Here is a 16,309-nt window from a genome sequence, read left to right as displayed (position 1 = left end):
TCATCTTATTATGATGCTTTTATCCCATGAAAAATTATTTAATAAAGGAGAATGAATCATTGACCGAAAAAACACGGCCTGTTGATCTTGACGGCAAGGCCTATAATCGCACTTTTCTTATTATCGTCTTACTGGTAGGCGCCTTCTGCACGATTCTCAATCAGACGCTGCTGTCCACGGCGCTTCCAAAAATCATGTCGGATTTTCACATCACCGCTTCGACAGGCCAGTGGCTGACGACGGCTTTCCTGCTGATGAACGGGATCATGATTCCCGTAACGGCTCTGATGATTAATAAAATCAGTTCAAAGACGCTTTATATTATCTCAATGACCGTCTTTCTGATCGGGACCATCATGGCGGCGTTTGCTCCTAATTTCTCTATCCTGCTGACAGGACGGATCGTTCAGGCAGCCGGCGCCGGGATCATGATGCCGCTGATGCAGACTATTTTTCTGTTGATTTTCCCAAGGGAAAAACGCGGCGTTGCTATGGGAATGGCCGGGCTGGTCATCGCTTTTGCTCCGGCGATCGGGCCGACACTGTCCGGCTGGATTGTCGACAGCTTCAGCTGGCGCGTCCTTTTTTACATGATTATTCCGATTACAATCCTCGTCATCCTTCTCGCCTTTATGGCGATGAGAAAGGTGGTCCCTTTAACCAATCCGAGCATCGATTTTCTCTCGGTTGTCCTTTCGACGATCGGATTCGGCGGCCTTCTGTACGGATTCAGCAGCGTCGGCAATGACGGCTGGTCGAGTCCCGAAGTGATCTGGTGGCTGATTATAGGCGTTATCTTTGTCATTCTGTTTGCCTGGCGCCAGCTGAGGATGAAAGAACCCATGCTGGAATTAAGAGTGTTCCGCTCGCCGATCTTCAGTTTATCGGTGGCAATCAGCAGTATTGTCATGATGGCAATGATCGGAGCCGAGCTCGTTCTCCCGCTTTATATTCAGAATCTGCGCGGTCAGAGCGCTCTTCATTCCGGCCTCATGCTGCTTCCCGGAGCCATTGTCATGGGACTGATGAGTCCTGTGACCGGCATGATTTTCGACCGAATCGGGGCCCGCAAACTGGCGATCGCCGGAGTATCTTTGCTGACGCTCGGTACGATACCGTTTGCTTTCTTTACCGAAAACACATCTTTTGTATCGATCATTGTCTTCTATGCCATCCGCTTCCTCGGCATATCCATGATCATGATGCCGGTAACGACTGCGGGAATGAATGCCCTCCCCAATAATCTCATGAGTCATGGCACAGCCGTCAATAATACGATCCGCACCGTGGCCGGTTCCATTGGTACAGCGATTCTGGTCAGCGTTCTGACTAATGTGACTAAAAACACGATGCCGGCAAAAAGCATGCTCTCAACCGATCCGGCCGCTTACGGACAAAAAACGATTGATGCCGGCCTGCACGGAATGACGGCAGCATTTTGGGTCGCCGTCTGCTTCTGCCTGGCCACCCTGTTTCTGACCTTCTTCATAAAAGGAAAAGAGAAGGAACGGGAAAAACATGATCTGCAGCAGGCCGGCTGACCGCCCGCTGCCGTTCATCGATTCTTAATCTCAACACTCAGGAAGTGAAAATATTGATTCTGTTCACCCTCATCATCGGCGCCGTTCTTTTTGTGATTTTTGTTCTTATGAGCGGCGACAAATGGTTTTCAAAACATAAATGGATCAACGGTTTTTTGGTGGCCCTGTCGCTGATTGTTCTGATCGGAAGTGAATGCCTGATCGTACTGAATGATTATCAGCACTTTGGCATGAAAAACGTTGTCCAATCACAGAAAGTAAAAATTTATTCAACCGTTCCGCAGACAGCCGGACAGCCGTCCGCCGTCCCGTTTCTCCTTCTCCACCAGGATGTCGGAAAAGATAAACTGTATATTTATAATATCAGCGAAACAAACAAAACAAAAATGAAGCACACCGCCATCACCGATCAGAGTCAGATCCGGACAACGGATCAGTCGCCCTATCTCTCCGTCAGGAAGACGAAGCGCGTCTATGCGAATGCGTTTTATCGGAATCTGTTCGCTTTAAGCGGAAACAACGATGTGCTCGTATCTACGCAGAACGTTTTCTATCTTCCGAAAAACCGTCTGGTGCTCAGCACCGCCCAGGCCAAAAAAATGCAGCAGCAGATGAAACAGAAGCAGCAGGCGATGAAAAAGGCAGCAGGCAGGACCCTTCGTCAATGATCCGGATATCGCTTCGGTCTATCCGGGAAAGGAAATCGGTATTTCTCCGGTTTCTTTTTTTTTTGAGGCATTGATCCGCCCCCCGCTTCAATTCCGGCATCCATCGCCGGCCTGTAAGCATGGCTGCAAATCGGCTTAAATCCGCTGCGGATTGTCTGCGGCAAATGATGGAGCCGCTCAGTCAATCTTTTCGGCATGTTCGGCACCCTTTTTACAATGCCGCTTTCATTGCCTGGTTTCATCGGAATCACCCGGCATGATCTACTGCGGCCGCTTCAGTCCCGGGCACGGGATGATCGGGCTGCCTGAATCGTCAAAAAGAGCCATGAAGAGCCCGCATGTCTGTATAAAAAAAGCCGATGATTAGGCATTGCCTTTTTAACGGCTGTGCGGAGCAAGCATCAAAATCGGCGTTGATGCATGCAGGACATACTCGAATATTCGTGAATCCCTACTTAAGCGCGCCCCGGCTTTCACATTGAGCGGCGAGCGGGCAATGCTCACAGCTGGGTACAGCCCTGCAATGCGTTTTGGCGTGGGCGACAATCAGGGCATGGAATTCCTGATACACGGTCAGGTCGTCAGGAAGATCTTTTTCCACCTGTGCCCGGAGCGCGCCGTATGTTTTCGGTACCCGGTCTCCGAGCCTTGTGAACAGGCGGCGAGCATAGGCATCCGCAATAAAAAACGGCTTGCCGAACGCATAGACAAGCATGGCATCGGCCGTCTCTTCGCCGATTCCCTTCACATCGAGCAATTCCTTACGAAGCTCGCAGCCGTCCTCCGCTCCCGCCTTTCCGGGATCATAATCATAGCGTCTGTACCAGTTCAGGAAAGAACGGATTCTCTGCGCTTTCAACCTGTAGAAGCCGGATGATCGAATCAGTCCGGCCAATTCATCGATTTCCAGCCGCTCCATCTTTTCGGGAGTCAGAAAAGGCGCCAGCTTTTTCAAACTGATCGCAACATTTTTCCAATTTGTATTTTGCGTCAGAATCGCCCCGATCAGCATTTCAAAAATCGATCCGGCGGGCCACCAGTGCTGCGGTCCGTAATAATCGAGCAAAATGCCGAATCTTTCCATATAATCGGCTTTCATTTGCACATAACCTCGAATAGGAATTTTTTTATTCAGAAACCGGCCCTCGAAAATGGCTTTTAAAAGACCACGGCCTCTTTATCTGCAGCACCCGGAACAAACGGCAGAGAACGAAGACGCAGAACCTCTGCAGATGGCGTTCCTATCCGCAGCACCCGGAGCAGACGGCACGGATCCCTTTCCTTTCAGATTCAGCGGCCGCTCGCCATTTTGCTGATCGATTCCTGCAGATACGCTTTGATGCGCTGTCTTTCCACGTGAAAAGATCGGGCGGGAGAATAAATAATCGGGCATCCGATCGAAATCGATCTTTTCTGTTTATTTATAAAAACGGGATAAAACGGAAGCCGATTTCCCGTTTTCTGATAGCTGAGTTTGCCCAGATGAATAAATCCGACATCGAAATCATCGATAACCGGCGAAAACGGCTTTTCCTCATTTTCCGGGAAAATAACCAGATTTTCTCCTTTTTTAATTGCGTCTAAGCTCTCTTCAAGCGTCCGCGTTATGCGAAGCGACCCTCCGTAGACCGGAATCGCCCCAGTAGCTCGGACTATATGTATACAAAGAGGAGCGATGATCACCGCCGCCCATCTGCTGAACGGGCGGCGCAGCTTCAGCTCTGTCTGCGCAAAATGGGCTTCAAGATAATCCGCACATTTTCCTTTTGTAACAATGTGATAAGTGACCCAGGGCCTGAACGGATAAGGAAAGAAAAGTTCCATCATGATCGGCGCATAAGAGCCAAGATGATTACATACAAAAACGGCCGGCAGATCCCGGCGCACATTCTCAGCTCCGATAAGCGTTCGTCGGCGAAAAAATAATCGGACAACCCTCTTCAGACTTTTAAATAGCGGATGGCTGGATTTCTTTTGAACGCTCATGGAAAACCCTTCATTATTTTTTCGTTTTTGAAAAACAATTTTAAAAATATACTTGCGAAACAGTTGAGAAACGACAAGTTTTATTCACGAATCAAATGAAAAACTCCGGTTATTTATTATATCACGAAGACGCCTGAGAGGATCAGAACTTTCTAGATAAAGAGCATCTACGAACCGGCCGGCACTTGAACAGCCAGCCCCGCCTTCCAAATGATAAGACCGATAGCTGTCTCTGCGACGACCGACCATTCTGCTAATGATCGATAGTGGCCGAAGACCGATAAATTGCCCGCGGCGACCGATAACGGGCTGCCTATGACCGATAAACTGCCCGCAGCGACCGATAACGGGCTGCCTATGACCGATAAATTGCCCGCAGCGACCGATAACGGAGCTGCCGACAACCGATAAACTGCCCGCAGCGACCGATAACGGGCTGCCGACAACCGAAAACCCGCTGAAGACAGCCTTACAGCGGACAGTATCATGGCTGAAAGGCAAATATTTTTTCTGCGAACTAATAATTGCTTAGTGATATTTTCTCGTAAAACGCCATGCATGCGACCCGCAGATATGAATAGTGGCCGAAAACGGGAAAAAATTGCCCGCTCCCTATCTAAGATAAGGGAACAGGCAGTTTGCTTTTATCTTTTATTTATAATGTTGCAGGTTTTCAATCCGACAGGATCAGCGTACGGCCGATGCCGGTGTTTTGCTTTTTACATCCGGCCGCGCGATCTGCAAATATCCGACGAGGACGACAATAATCATCGTTAAAACAAGGCTGACTCCGCCCTCTCCAAAACCGATTCCGCCGAGGTTGTGCGACTTGGAAAGCCAATCGGAAAAAGAAGCGCCTACCGGACGTGTCATAACGTAAGCAAACCAGAAAGCGAAAATTGGATGGAGACCGAACAGCCGATAGCCGATAGCCGGCAAAATAAGAAGGACGGCAAACAATATTCCGGAAGAGAAGTAACCGAGATGCAGGGTCATCGCCGTCATGTCTCCGGAAGCCGTACCGAGCGCAAATGTTCCCAATACGGCAGCCCAGTAAAACAGTTCGCGGCGAAAAGTATAAATGCTGTGTATCGACAGCGTCTTCTCGGCTGCGTACCAGATCAGGAAGACGGCGGCCAGTGCCGCTGCAAAAAACAGGGTCGATATCAGATAGGGGACGCCGAGCACGACGTGGACAACGTCTGCGGCCATCGTTCCGAATATGCTGACCATGACGACAACCAGCCAGTAAATCCAGGCAATATAGCGTCTCACCCGGAATTGAAGAATGATCGCGGCTGCAAGGCCCAATCCGCCGAGAATAACGGCAATCACCGGATTGATCTGTTTAACCAGATAATCGGAGAACACCTCCCCCATTCCGGTTGTCAGCAGCTTGGTGATCCAAAAATAGGCCGTAATCTCAGGAACTTTAGAAAAAACGCTCTGCTGATGAAGCGCATCGGCCAGCAATGGTTTATTCATTGACTCACTCTTTTCTTTTTTTTGCTATCCGTTTAGAAAAATATTTTTTCTTCTATAGATTGAATTCGGCGGATTCGGCTTAAATTCCGATCCCCGGCACTGCTCTTCACAGACCTTCAGGAACCAGCCGGATTCGGATTTCTGCAGCAGCGTGATTCGGCATTTCTTTGCCGCGGCGATGCCGACCGTATTCTGCAACCGATACAGGGCCACATGACGCCGAATTCTATCGCTTCCTCGATCGTTTGCAGCAGTCATTATAATCGCAATGTACGAACGTCCTCTGTCCGTGTCTTTTGAGAAACAGGATCACCTGAACATTAGAATTTTTTAATAAATGGATAGCGATCGATCAAACGATGACCGGGCAAAATCATCGCATTAAGACCGGCAAAAAATTTTATAAAAAATCGGCTGCAAAACGATTTGCACCGATTGTTCTTTTTAAAAAAATAAGGATCACTTCATAAATACAAATTTTCAAACGAGTCTAAGCTATTTGATGCCTTTACCAAACAAAACACTCATGATCATGCATTCAGAATAAAAAACAGCCGCGGAACCTTCCGCCCGAACATTGACGTGAAACCTTTTGGTGTTATATTATTAAGTGAAACCAAAAGGTTTTATTTGAAAATGAAAGGGAGAAAATAATGACCGACAAGAATCAGACTGCCCTACCGGCAATCGAACAAACTGTTTTGATCAATGCCCCCATTCAAAAAGTATGGGATTTTGTATCCACATCGAAGGGGATTGAATCCTGGTTCATGCCCAATGATTTTGAAACGAAAGCGGGGCATCTTTTTCATTTGCGAACGCCCTACGGGTCCTCGCCGTGCAAAGTCATTGAACTCGATCCGCCGCATCGTCTTTCTTTCACCTGGGATGAAGACGGCTGGATTGTTTCGTTTATTCTGAAAAGCGAGGGGGACAGAACAGCCTTTACACTGATTCACGACGGCTGGAAAAATCCCGAGGACATCGTTCCGAAAGCCGGCCGCAGAAACGACGCGGTTCGTCAAACGATGGCCGGCGGCTGGAACGGAATCTGCAAACAGCTCAGAAAGATCGCGGAAACGTGATGGCCACGGCGAAGCAGGAACACGATGTCTTTCAAGCGATTGCCGATCCGACACGCAGAAAAATCCTGCGCCTGCTGGCCGAAGAAGAATTGCCGATATCCGCAATCACCGGCCGTTTCGCGATGAGCCGCACGGCTATCGCCAAGCATCTCCGCATTCTCTCTGAAGCGCATCTGGTGCGCGGTGAAAAGATCGGAAGAAAAAAATATTACCGGCTCAGGCCGGAATCGTTTGCGGAAGTGCAAGAATGGCTCTCTTATTTCAAGCAATTCTGGAGCAATAAATTATCGATGCTCAAATATCAGGCTGAGCATCAGAGAGCCACGATGAAAATACCTCCGACATCCCGGAGAGGCGAAAATCATTGAATCACCGGAAAAAATTTCACCGATTTTTCTCAGTGATAGAAAAAGGCGGCAGCGCGCTGCCGGACAGGCTACATGGAATACCCTGACAATGGTTAAAAAGGTCGCTGCCGAAAAAAGGCCTGTGAAACAGAGTTTCTGAGGCCGGGTAAAAAAAACAGCCCGCCCTTTTTGTGATCGTCCTTATTGAGTTACGGTCTGGTACGCTCGGAATCTGTATCTCAGATTTTCTCGGCAGGCCGATCATAATGTTAAGATGCAAAAATCAGCCCGGATTAGGAAGTTTATTCCAATTATTTGCAGACATTAAATTTAAATTCCAGAATCCATATCCTGCTAAATGATAATCCTGGATCAGCTGTAAATAGGATTGAAGCGATTGGTCATTCATAAGCCAGGCCTTATACTGTTTTCCCCCCACCGAATAAGAAACATAGGAAGTTCCTGTAGTTGAATTCCATTGCCCGCTGTGATGTTCTTTTAACATCAGGTTATTGAAATCTTCACTGGAGACGGCCTGGCTCTGAATCGTTGCTCCGTTTGCATCGACCTGCCAAACTCTTGTATAGGAAGGCAAACCCAATAATAATTTTTGAGCGGATATACCTGTTTTTATGAATTGCTGCACGTTATTTTTCAGCCATTGCAGAGATGTCACAGGGCCGGGTGTCGGATCAGTTGCCCAGTGTTCGTCATAGCCCATGAAAACAACATAATCACTATATTGATTCAGCACTTGATTAAAAGACGATATATTTTGCACTCCCCCTGTTTCCGGCTGCAGATCAACCGATAATAGAATATGATTCGGTTTTAACGCATTTGAAAGAGCGACGATAAAACTCATGAAAGCTTTTCTATCATTTGCACCGATATTTTCAATATCCACGTTTATCCCGTCCATACGGCTTTTTACCGCATTGCTTCCGATCTCCTGAGCGGTCTGATTGATCCTGCCCGGATTTTCTAAAAACTGACGGGTTGCCGCGCTGGTCTGTGCTTCCATCGTTACACGTCCCCACACTTTTTTCCCTTCGCCATGCATCTTTGAAATAAGAGGCGATGCTGTTTCTACCTTCAGAGGACTTGAAGCCCCAATCGACGCAAACAGCGGAGACACGATTTGAAGATTGTTATAATTCGCTAAGTTACTATAATTACCCGTCACCCAACCAAAAGACAGGGTATGTAAAGGAGCCGGTGTTGGACTGCTTTTTGTCGTACGCTTGGCCGTGCTTTCCGATTTCGCCGGATTGGCAACATTTTTTTCTAAAGACGTGTCGACGATATTTTTCCCCGGGTCGGCCGAATCAGAATGAAAGAGGACAATAGCTGAAGGGATGCCAATGACGATAGCAGCGATGAAAAGACTGTAAATGAGAAATAGTTTTGCAAGGCGGTCAGCAAGGACAGGCAAGTTATTCATGATTCTCCCTCCCGAAAGGCATCTGCTACTACTCTATGTAAAATCCTTGATGATTAGACGGGCAGAATCGGATGTTGGAGCACCGGCAGGAGAATCGGCAATCGCTCGGCCCAGTGATCGCAAGCGAAGATTGATAGAGGCCGGATCAATTTTGAATTTATTAAATACGTAGTGTGCCAACTAAAAAAGAACCGAAATCCGGTTCCTATATCGGTCGGCGCAGGCGGGTTATCGGTCGTTGGCTGCACGTTATCAGTCGGCACAGACAGCTTATCGCAGCAGCAAATTTATCGGTCATTACGGCTATTTTATCGGTCGGCGCAGACGGTTTATCGGTCGTTGACAGTCCGTTATCGGTCGACAAAGGCGGGTTATCGACCAGCAGCAAATTTATCGGTCATTACGGCTATTTTATCGGTCGACGCAGGCGGGTTATCGGTCGCTGACTGCGCGTTATCGGTCGGCACAGACAGCTTATCGGTCAGCAGCACTTTTATCGGTCATTACGGCTATTTTATCGGTCAGCGCAGGCGATTTATCGGTCGCTGACTGCACGTTATCGGTCGGCGCAGGCGGGTTATCGGTCGCTGACTGCGTGTTATCGGTCTCACAGGCAGGTTATCGGCCGTTGTAGGTGGATCATCGGTAGTGCCAGATAGGTTATCAGCTGTCACCGGCGGTTTATCAATCTCCACCAAGGTATATCGGCAATTGTGTGCTTAGCATCGAGGCTGCCTCTTGGGACTCATAGTCGGAGGATGGAACTGCTTCAGATGCTTCCGCAGCTGTTCCGGCAACTTGCTCTGGGTCTTATAGTCACAAATTTAAATCTATATCCGGTCCCGCAGCGGACGAAAAAAGGCACGAATCTCTTCGGCAAGCAATTCAGGTTCTTCAAAAGCAGCAAAATGGCCGCCTCTCGGCAATGCGGTCCAGCGCTGCACGTTATACGTGCGTTCCGCCCATTCGCGCGGTGCCTGATTTACGGATTCCACTGTCAAAGTGACTCCGGTCGGCACCCCAACACGCTGAAATAGTGATGCGGATTTTTCATAATACCGGTGGTCGTAATATAAGCGAATGGAAGAATTAATGGTTTCGGTCACCCAATAGATCGTTAAATTGGTTAACAATTCATCCTTGCTGAACCTTCGTTCTATATCGCTGCCGCAATCACTCCAGGATCTGAATTTTTCAAGAATCCAGGCTGCGAGGCCGGCGGGTGAATCATTGAGACCGTAAGCAAGCGTCTGCGGCCGAGTCGACTGCTGGTGCTCGTAGGCTCCCTCTTCCTGTTCCCAGGAACGGACTTTGGATTGATAGGCAAGCTCCGCCGGTGTCAGCGGCGCAGCGCCCCGGCCAAGAAACGGACTGCCGACAGCCAGAATGTGAATTCCTGTTAGATACTCGGAATGGCTGCGCCCGAGGCTGGTAGCGACGCCGGCGCCGATGTCTCCCCCATGGGCTCCGAACCGCTGATACCCCAATGCATTGATCATCAGTTCTGCCCAGATGTCCGATATCGCTTTCAGTGTCATTTTCCGACGAATGGGACGCTGTGAAAATCCGCATCCGGGAAGCGACGGAACCACGACATCAAAAGCATCTGCTGCATCGCCTCCGAATGAGACCGGATCAGTCAGAAGAGGAATGATTTTTGTCATTTCGAAAAAAGAACTCGGCCACCCATGGGTGAGAATCAGAGGCATGGGCCGGGGCCCGCGGCCGCGCTCGCGGATAAAATGAATCGCCAGCCCGCCGACATCAGCACGAAATTGCGAAAATCCATTCAGATATTTTTCCTGTTTGCGCCAGTCAAATTCCCGGCTCCAGTATGAGAGGATTTCCTGCAGGTATTCCCTGTTGGTCCCGTAATTCCAACCTGCCTCTTCCGCAGCGTCAGGCCATCTCGTCTGTTCCAGTCGTGTCCGCAAATCATTAAGCACGGACTGAGCGATATGGATTTGAAAAGGCTCTACCGGCATGATTACTCCTCCTTGACTCGTTCCTTGTAACCCTCTAAAATATGTTTTAATGGTTTCATTATACGAAGAAGATCTGCAACCTGTCAATTTAGATTCTAACGGTTTCACGCAATAGGAGGTAATCAATAATCATGGCTGAAAAAATCTTTGAATATATTGCCGGTGCCATCTGCCTGGACTTCGCCAACACCATCAGCGGCGCACGCGGTCAGACAAACGTTTCGGAGCATCTTAACAGCTATCGGGATCTGCTGAATTGGGGACAGCAGGCGGGATTATTAAGCGCAGAGCAGGCTGTTTATCTGGAAAAAAAATCGAAAGAACATAAAATTGTGTCAAACAGGGTATTGGATCGGGCCAGAAATCTGAGGGAATCGATATATCGGATCTTTTCAGCCGTTGCCGTCCAGAAAAAGCCGGCCGCCCCTGATCTTGCAGTGATCAATAACGAACTTGCTCGCGGTCTCTGCCAGTCGCGCATTATTTCAACACCGTCCGGCTTCATGTGGGGATGGGAAGAGCCTGTCCGTCTCGACTCGATAATCGCTCCCCCGGCCCGTTCCGCCGCCGACCTACTGGCTTCCGCCGTTCCATTTCGCGTCAGAGAGTGCGCCAACCCTTCCTGCACCTGGCTGTTTATCGACGAAACAAAAAATCATAGCCGCCGCTGGTGCAATATGAGAACCTGCGGCAATGCAGACAAAATCAGACGGTTCCGCTCGCGTCATCGCCAATGATGGTCCACGGAATCCGCCTGCTCTCTTTTTTTATTCTCCCGCCGCCCGCCTGCATTTTCTATGACTTTCTGTATAAGAATCAGCCGAACTGAGCGGGGACATGATCCTCGGAAAAAACAAACCGCCCCGCCGGTCGATATTTCCGACTGCGGGACGGTCCTTTCTTCGTCTGATTTTTAGCGTATAAGTTATCTTTCACTCCGGACTCCACAGCGTTTCCAAACCCGGAAAAAGATCAATGGAATGCTCCGGACATTTCAAGAATGCGATAAAATGCCAGAATGACCATGGCGATCAGATAAAAGCGCAGTGTCACCAGTGAAAACTTAACACTTCTCGTCATTTTCATTTTTCCAAGATTGTCAGGATTCAACTTTTTTTCCGGTTTATCAAATAAAGGGTGTACGACATAAAATTCCTTCTTATAGCCGTTTCCCATTTCTGTATTATGCATTGCCTGATTCATCATTTTCATTTTAATAACCTCCTTACTCTATTACCTATTCATTTAAGAAAACAGGCCGGGCAGCATAACCTGTACCGCCAGGATTGCCGAAAGAATGAATAAAATCGTAATAATCACCCAGTTGATCGCATTGTTCCACGGCTTGTTCGAAAATCTTTCCCCGAGCAGCTCCTTATCATTTAAAAGCAGCTGCAAGAATACGATCGCCGACGGAAGCATCAAACCGGCCAGCACCTGAACGCCGACAATAATCAGCTGCAAGGGTGCATTGGGAATTAAGACGATGCCGGCTGCAGAAGCAATGGCCCCGACAAAGAAGCAATAAAACTGCGGTGCTTCTCTAAACTTTTTGCGCAGCGTGTGTTCCCATCCGACGACTTCGCCGTAAGCCCATGAACTTGACAGAGAGATAGCCATTGTTCCGAGAACGGCCGCATTGCACATCAGCAAAAGGACGGCGTTCTTTCCGAAGCTTCCGAGCACAGGTCCGAGAACGCCGGCCATCTGCGCCGGATCCCGATAACCGATGCCCTTTTGAAAAAGTACATTTCCTATTAGCATCATGCTGCCGGCAATGATCACCGTGAACACGGCTCCGATCAGCGTATCGAGCCGTTCGAACGGCAGATCCTTAAACCGCAGTTTCTTATCCGCGATGCAGCTCTGCTGAAAAAATAATTGCCAGGGCGCCACCGTCGTCCCGATAATCGCAATAATCATAAAGACCAGATTGCCTGTCATCCCTCCGCCCGGCACGCCGGGAACCACCAGATCATGGGCCACACGGCCGAAAGCGGGATGCGACATAAAAGCCAGCAGAAGCCAGACGGCATCCAGCAGGCAAAGAACGATCGTTACCCGCTCCCATCTCAGATATCCGCCTGAAACAACCAGAAAAATCAGGCCGATCGCTGAGACAGGAACAGACAGATAGGGGGAAATGCCCATTTTGCTTAACGCCAGCGATATCGCCGCAAATTCGGTAATCAGTGTCAGAAAGTTAACCAGTTCCAGATCAAACAATGAAAACCTTCCCCACCATTTTCCGAAACGTTTATATATCATCGCCGCATGTCCTTCGCCCGTCGCGATCCCCAGTCTGACCACCATTTCCTGGCAAAAATACGTCACCGGAAGAAGAATGAGCAGTACCCAAAGCAATCTTGTGCCGTACTGTGCACCTGCCTGGGTATAGGTAGACACCGCTCCGGCATCATTATCCGCTTCCATCACGATAAGTCCCGGTCCGAATACCATTAGAAAGGTAAGCAGCCGTCCTGCTGCCGGACTTTTGACGACCCGTGCTTTAGTCAGTTTGTCTTCCGCTACATGAGTACCATTTTTCATCTCCGCTTCCATAATTGTTCACCTCGTTACTCATCTATCGCCATTACCAATCCGAACTTTTTGTCAGCAGAACAAGGGATGGTAATTGGCCATGGCACCACCAGTATAAGATTGTTTCAAAGACAGCTTATAATGACTACTACCGGGAACATCATCCATGCCAATCACCTCCTTAATATCAAAAAATCTCTCCACAACAAAGTGAAGAGATTTTCAAATCATCTAAAAGCATCGGAAAAACCGAATCCTCCCCACTCGTTGAGTTTTAGCACTGTAAAGCTTTGAGCATAAGCACCCGCATTTCTGCGCGTGTAGTCAGCTACATTAAGTAAAACCTTAGTCCGGTAATACCTGCTGACCCATTGGCGTCTCTCGACATTTTTGGGCAGTAGCGTGTATCTTTACAGTAGCCTCACCTAACAAGGATATGCAGTTGTCTTTTGAAAATAATTATTAATTAAGATTAAGTTTAATATATCTTATATCCATGATTTATACTATGCCACAAATCTAATTGTGTCAACCTTTTCCACAAAAAAGGTACAAAAATACATGGACCATTCAGCATTCGGATTTTGATAAATGATAAGTCAAAACGGCTGGAATACACTTTACGGGCTCAAGCAGTCCGGGCATTGACGGTTCAATGATCCATCGCATCCGGATCAGAGGCTTTTTTTACACAGGCCGGGTTAATTCAAAGATTTCCCCCAGTTTTGTATAGGAACTTCCCGCCAGCCGGCCGACAGGCTTTAAACCTTGAGGATCAATCCTTCCGTTTTTATATAAATCATCTCTGATATGGTAAAAAACGACACGGCCGATTAATAAGTCACACGAAGGATGAGGGGCCGTTCCACCGAGCGCGACGGCCCTTTCAAGGACACATTCCAGACGAATACTTGCTTCTTTTACCCCTTGAACGCCTATCTTGGTACTCTCGACGGGAGTTAACCCGGTAATGCTGACTTCACTTTCATCCGGCGGCAAGGATCGGGCCGTCTGATTGATTTGAGCGATATAGCGTTCATCGGATATATGCACAACAAATGCTTTCATTGCGATCGCATTTCTCGCTGTATCTTTCATGTTCCCATTTACACGCTGAACGGAAACCGCAACCATCGGCGGTTCGTCGGTCACAATATTAAAAAAGCTGAAAGGGGCGGCGTTCAGCACCCCTTCCGGCGATTTCGTGGTCACAAAAGCGACCGGTCTCGGAATAATGCTGCCCGTTAAAAACTTATAGTTGTCCCGTTCGGATAAGGCGGACGGATCCAGTCCGATCATGATTGATTCCTCCCTTTTTTATAAACGGGGCTTCCCCTTTTATAATGAAGTTTCTCCTAAAGTGGATAACATCTTTATTTAAAAAATCCCTTACCGAGAACGGATGATAGTGCGCAGCAGTATCTGGCTTTAAATAAACCGGATGAACTTTTTTTGTCATGCCGACTCAACGCAGGCCAACATGAATTTGGACTCAGCTGTTTAATTCGGTGATTCGGAGCGATATTTTGACGTTTCGGTGCATCTAGAGCCGGATTCGGTGCGGCTTTCTCCCGGTTCGGTGCGGTTTTTCAGCATTTTGGCGCGACTTTAGCCTGATTTGGTGCGACCGCTCAGATTTGGTGCGAGTTCTGCCGGATTCGGTGCAACTTTCTCCCAGTTCGGTGCGGCTTTTCAGCATTTCGGTGCGACTTTCTCCTGATTTGGTGCGACCGCTCAGATTCGGTGCAAGTTCTGCCGGATTCGGTGCGGCTTTTTCCCGGTTCGGTGCGGTTTTTCAGCATTTCGGTGCGACTTTAGCCCGGTTCGGTGCGGTTTTTCAGCATTTCGGTGCGACTCTCTCCTGATTTGGTGCGACCGCTCAGATTCGGTGCGGCTTTTCAGCATTTCGGTGCGACTTTAGCCTGATTTTGTGCGACTGCTCGATTCGGCGCGACTGGCATGCCTGTGCATTTTTCTAATTTAATTATAAACCAGAAAAGGTTTTTTTTTCAGCAAATCTGTACGTCAGCCATAAAATAGCTATAGCTGCTGAGTAAACAATCATTTTTTGAACTGCTTATCTTAGCGAAAGGCTGCTGATCCGTGCCTTTCCGAGTACATATCTTTATTTGTAACGATCCTATCATTCTGATTCCATACCTACAGATCCTGCAATCAAGATCGGTTCTGCTTCTTTGAAAAAAATAAAAGCACCTGTAAAGGTGCTGCACGATCAGTCATCATAAACAATCATCACGGAATAAAACAATTTCTCATCATTTCCATTTACCATTTCATCCATATCTTTTAATGAAGTGCTGAAAGCGATCTTTTTAATCGGCGCATGTTTACTTAAGAAGTTGTTCACTGCTTTTTCTACTTTACTGGGTTCGTGGTCTGAAAATATTTTTATTTTCAATACATCTCATCTCCAATTGCAGGGATAATTTATCGTTACTCAAATGAAGGGATTTTTATACATGAGTAAGGCGCTGCACGGACATGTATCCAGAGGCGCCATCATAAAGCGGTGCAACGCTCTATCCTAATCCGGTCGATTCGATTCATTGCCCGTTACTTAAACTCCTGATTCCGCGGCTTAATGATAAGATATGAAGGTTCTGCAAATTTCTGATCCTCCCCCTTTTATCGCGGCATCGAAGCGCTGCTGTTTTTACTTCTTTTCATCACAGCGAACGACATTGAAATTTTCGCGGCCGTATCATCCTGAATGAAGTCATCCCGTTTTTTTATTCAATTCAGGATGCACCGCCGATCTGGTGCATCCTGAATTTCTACCGTCCGCGCTGCTCAATCTGCTTCATTTTTTCAAAATGGCGGCCGACATTTGATTGAGAATATTTGCTGAAACTGCGCTTCTCACAAATAGGTTTTTTCACTCATCAATTTGTACCTTTCGCCGACCGCCTGTCCATTCATATATTAAATTATTCCCTGACAAGGAGGTGCTTCTCTTGGGATATGATGGTGGATACAGCACAGGCAGCGGATTCGCTCTGATCGTTGTGCTGTTCATTCTGTTGATCATTGTCGGCACTGCTTTCGTGTATTAATGACATCTGATCTGTCCCTCGGCACTCAGCATTCCTCCTGTATCAAGGGCACCCGGCACAAGGTGCCCTGTTTATTATTAGATTATTTTTTTAAAGGAGCCGAAGCGGCCGCCCATTTCGGATGATTGGGCCTCCCGAACCGGCTCTCCCCAG

17 protein-coding genes and 1 riboswitch are annotated in these 16,309 nt (G+C 48.0%); of the genes, 7 read left to right on the top strand and 10 right to left on the bottom strand.

Annotated elements, in window-relative coordinates; genetic code table 11:
- The first annotated feature begins 59 nt into the window (after positions 1–59).
- Positions 60–1,541: an MDR family MFS transporter gene (locus tag Q6A92_RS00915; protein WP_274400135.1), complete on the top strand. Its 1,482-nt coding sequence runs from the start codon at positions 60–62 to the stop codon at positions 1,539–1,541.
- Positions 1,542–1,594: 53 nt separating this feature from the next.
- Positions 1,595–2,209, top strand: coding sequence for a DUF4811 domain-containing protein (locus Q6A92_RS00910; RefSeq protein WP_332236735.1), 615 nt, complete (start codon positions 1,595–1,597; stop codon positions 2,207–2,209).
- 451 nt (positions 2,210–2,660) lie between these two features.
- On the opposite strand, the gene Q6A92_RS00905 is transcribed toward Q6A92_RS00910, so the two are convergent.
- The 4 genes from Q6A92_RS00905 to Q6A92_RS00890 form a co-directional block, all read right to left on the bottom strand.
- The gene (locus Q6A92_RS00905) at positions 2,661–3,308 is read right to left on the bottom strand and encodes an endonuclease III domain-containing protein (protein ID WP_332236734.1); all 648 of its coding nucleotides are present in this window, start codon (positions 3,306–3,308) and stop codon (positions 2,661–2,663) included.
- A 191-nt stretch (positions 3,309–3,499) separates the two neighbouring features.
- Positions 3,500–4,195, bottom strand: coding sequence for a lysophospholipid acyltransferase family protein (locus Q6A92_RS00900; protein ID WP_332236733.1), 696 nt, complete (start codon positions 4,193–4,195; stop codon positions 3,500–3,502).
- A gap of 167 nt (positions 4,196–4,362) precedes the next feature.
- Positions 4,363–4,641 (bottom strand): hypothetical protein, encoded by a 279-nt coding sequence (locus tag Q6A92_RS00895; RefSeq protein WP_332236732.1) that lies wholly within the window; start codon positions 4,639–4,641, stop codon positions 4,363–4,365.
- 241 nt (positions 4,642–4,882) lie between these two features.
- On the bottom strand, positions 4,883–5,680 hold the full coding sequence (locus tag Q6A92_RS00890) for a COG4705 family protein (protein ID WP_274400130.1): 798 nt from the start codon (positions 5,678–5,680) through the stop codon (positions 4,883–4,885).
- Between the two features lie 653 nt (positions 5,681–6,333).
- Here Q6A92_RS00890 and Q6A92_RS00885 point away from each other — a divergent pair.
- Complete coding sequence (locus Q6A92_RS00885; RefSeq protein ID WP_332236731.1) at positions 6,334–6,765, top strand: SRPBCC family protein; 432 nt, start codon at positions 6,334–6,336, stop codon at positions 6,763–6,765.
- Positions 6,765–7,133 carry an ArsR/SmtB family transcription factor gene (locus Q6A92_RS00880; RefSeq protein ID WP_274400127.1) on the top strand — a complete coding sequence of 123 codons (369 nt, stop codon included), beginning with the start codon at positions 6,765–6,767 and terminating at the stop codon, positions 7,131–7,133. Before Q6A92_RS00885 ends, Q6A92_RS00880 begins: the two co-directional genes overlap by 1 nt.
- Before the next feature lie 262 nt (positions 7,134–7,395).
- Here Q6A92_RS00880 and Q6A92_RS00875 read toward each other — a convergent pair whose 3' ends face one another.
- Positions 7,396–8,556, bottom strand: a complete 1,161-nt coding sequence (locus tag Q6A92_RS00875; protein ID WP_332236730.1) for a glycosyl hydrolase family 18 protein — start codon at positions 8,554–8,556, stop codon at positions 7,396–7,398.
- Between the two features lie 339 nt (positions 8,557–8,895).
- Here Q6A92_RS00875 and Q6A92_RS00870 point away from each other — a divergent pair, with 339 nt between their 5' ends.
- The gene (locus tag Q6A92_RS00870) at positions 8,896–9,105 is read left to right on the top strand and encodes a hypothetical protein (RefSeq protein ID WP_332236729.1); all 210 of its coding nucleotides are present in this window, start codon (positions 8,896–8,898) and stop codon (positions 9,103–9,105) included.
- Between the two features lie 281 nt (positions 9,106–9,386).
- Here the strand turns inward: Q6A92_RS00870 and Q6A92_RS00865 are convergent, their stop codons facing one another.
- Positions 9,387–10,541, bottom strand: a complete 1,155-nt coding sequence (locus Q6A92_RS00865; RefSeq protein ID WP_332236728.1) for an epoxide hydrolase family protein — start codon at positions 10,539–10,541, stop codon at positions 9,387–9,389.
- A gap of 131 nt (positions 10,542–10,672) precedes the next feature.
- Between Q6A92_RS00865 and Q6A92_RS00860 the strand changes: the two genes are divergently transcribed.
- Positions 10,673–11,278: a CGNR zinc finger domain-containing protein gene (locus Q6A92_RS00860; protein ID WP_332236727.1), complete on the top strand. Its 606-nt coding sequence runs from the start codon at positions 10,673–10,675 to the stop codon at positions 11,276–11,278.
- A 235-nt stretch (positions 11,279–11,513) separates the two neighbouring features.
- Here the strand turns inward: Q6A92_RS00860 and Q6A92_RS00855 are convergent, their stop codons facing one another.
- The 4 genes from Q6A92_RS00855 to Q6A92_RS00840 form a co-directional block, all read right to left on the bottom strand.
- Entirely contained in the window at positions 11,514–11,753 is a 240-nt protein-coding gene (locus tag Q6A92_RS00855) for a hypothetical protein (RefSeq protein WP_274400119.1), read from the bottom strand.
- Between the two features lie 33 nt (positions 11,754–11,786).
- Positions 11,787–13,103 carry an Nramp family divalent metal transporter gene (locus Q6A92_RS00850; protein WP_274400118.1) on the bottom strand — a complete coding sequence of 439 codons (1,317 nt, stop codon included), beginning with the start codon at positions 13,101–13,103 and terminating at the stop codon, positions 11,787–11,789.
- A gap of 231 nt (positions 13,104–13,334) precedes the next feature.
- A riboswitch (M-box (ykoK) riboswitch) is annotated at positions 13,335–13,522 on the bottom strand.
- Positions 13,523–13,769: 247 nt separating this feature from the next.
- The gene (locus tag Q6A92_RS00845) at positions 13,770–14,381 is read right to left on the bottom strand and encodes a flavin reductase family protein (RefSeq protein ID WP_274400117.1); all 612 of its coding nucleotides are present in this window, start codon (positions 14,379–14,381) and stop codon (positions 13,770–13,772) included.
- A 934-nt stretch (positions 14,382–15,315) separates the two neighbouring features.
- Positions 15,316–15,501: a hypothetical protein gene (locus tag Q6A92_RS00840; protein ID WP_274400114.1), complete on the bottom strand. Its 186-nt coding sequence runs from the start codon at positions 15,499–15,501 to the stop codon at positions 15,316–15,318.
- Between the two features lie 556 nt (positions 15,502–16,057).
- Between Q6A92_RS00840 and Q6A92_RS00835 the strand changes: the two genes are divergently transcribed.
- Positions 16,058–16,156, top strand: a complete 99-nt coding sequence (locus Q6A92_RS00835; RefSeq protein WP_332236726.1) for a YjcZ family sporulation protein — start codon at positions 16,058–16,060, stop codon at positions 16,154–16,156.
- The last annotated feature ends 153 nt before the right edge of the window (positions 16,157–16,309 follow it).

Origin of the sequence: Sporolactobacillus sp. KGMB 08714 (assembly GCF_036598985.1) — a bacterium.
Lineage (GTDB): Bacteria > Bacillota > Bacilli > Bacillales > Sporolactobacillaceae > Sporolactobacillus.
Note: the sequence above shows the minus strand (reverse complement) of the source record. Positions and strands in the feature narration are given on the sequence as shown.

What these genes read in the sequence shown, in the direction of transcription:
- Q6A92_RS00855 (WP_274400119.1), bottom strand. Translation starts at nt 11,753, where the DNA reads ATGAAAATGATGAATCAGGCAATGCATAATACAGAAATGGGAAACGGC.
- Q6A92_RS00875 (WP_332236730.1), bottom strand. Translation starts at nt 8,556, where the DNA reads ATGAATAACTTGCCTGTCCTTGCTGACCGCCTTGCAAAACTATTTCTC.
- Q6A92_RS00880 (WP_274400127.1), top strand. Translation starts at nt 6,765, where the DNA reads ATGGCCACGGCGAAGCAGGAACACGATGTCTTTCAAGCGATTGCCGAT.
- Q6A92_RS00865 (WP_332236728.1), bottom strand. Translation starts at nt 10,541, where the DNA reads ATGCCGGTAGAGCCTTTTCAAATCCATATCGCTCAGTCCGTGCTTAAT.
- Q6A92_RS00905 (WP_332236734.1), bottom strand. Translation starts at nt 3,308, where the DNA reads ATGAAAGCCGATTATATGGAAAGATTCGGCATTTTGCTCGATTATTAC.
- Q6A92_RS00860 (WP_332236727.1), top strand. Translation starts at nt 10,673, where the DNA reads ATGGCTGAAAAAATCTTTGAATATATTGCCGGTGCCATCTGCCTGGAC.
- Q6A92_RS00850 (WP_274400118.1), bottom strand. Translation starts at nt 13,103, where the DNA reads ATGGAAGCGGAGATGAAAAATGGTACTCATGTAGCGGAAGACAAACTG.
- Q6A92_RS00845 (WP_274400117.1), bottom strand. Translation starts at nt 14,381, where the DNA reads ATGATCGGACTGGATCCGTCCGCCTTATCCGAACGGGACAACTATAAG.
- Q6A92_RS00890 (WP_274400130.1), bottom strand. Translation starts at nt 5,680, where the DNA reads ATGAATAAACCATTGCTGGCCGATGCGCTTCATCAGCAGAGCGTTTTT.
- Q6A92_RS00885 (WP_332236731.1), top strand. Translation starts at nt 6,334, where the DNA reads ATGACCGACAAGAATCAGACTGCCCTACCGGCAATCGAACAAACTGTT.
- Q6A92_RS00900 (WP_332236733.1), bottom strand. Translation starts at nt 4,195, where the DNA reads ATGAGCGTTCAAAAGAAATCCAGCCATCCGCTATTTAAAAGTCTGAAG.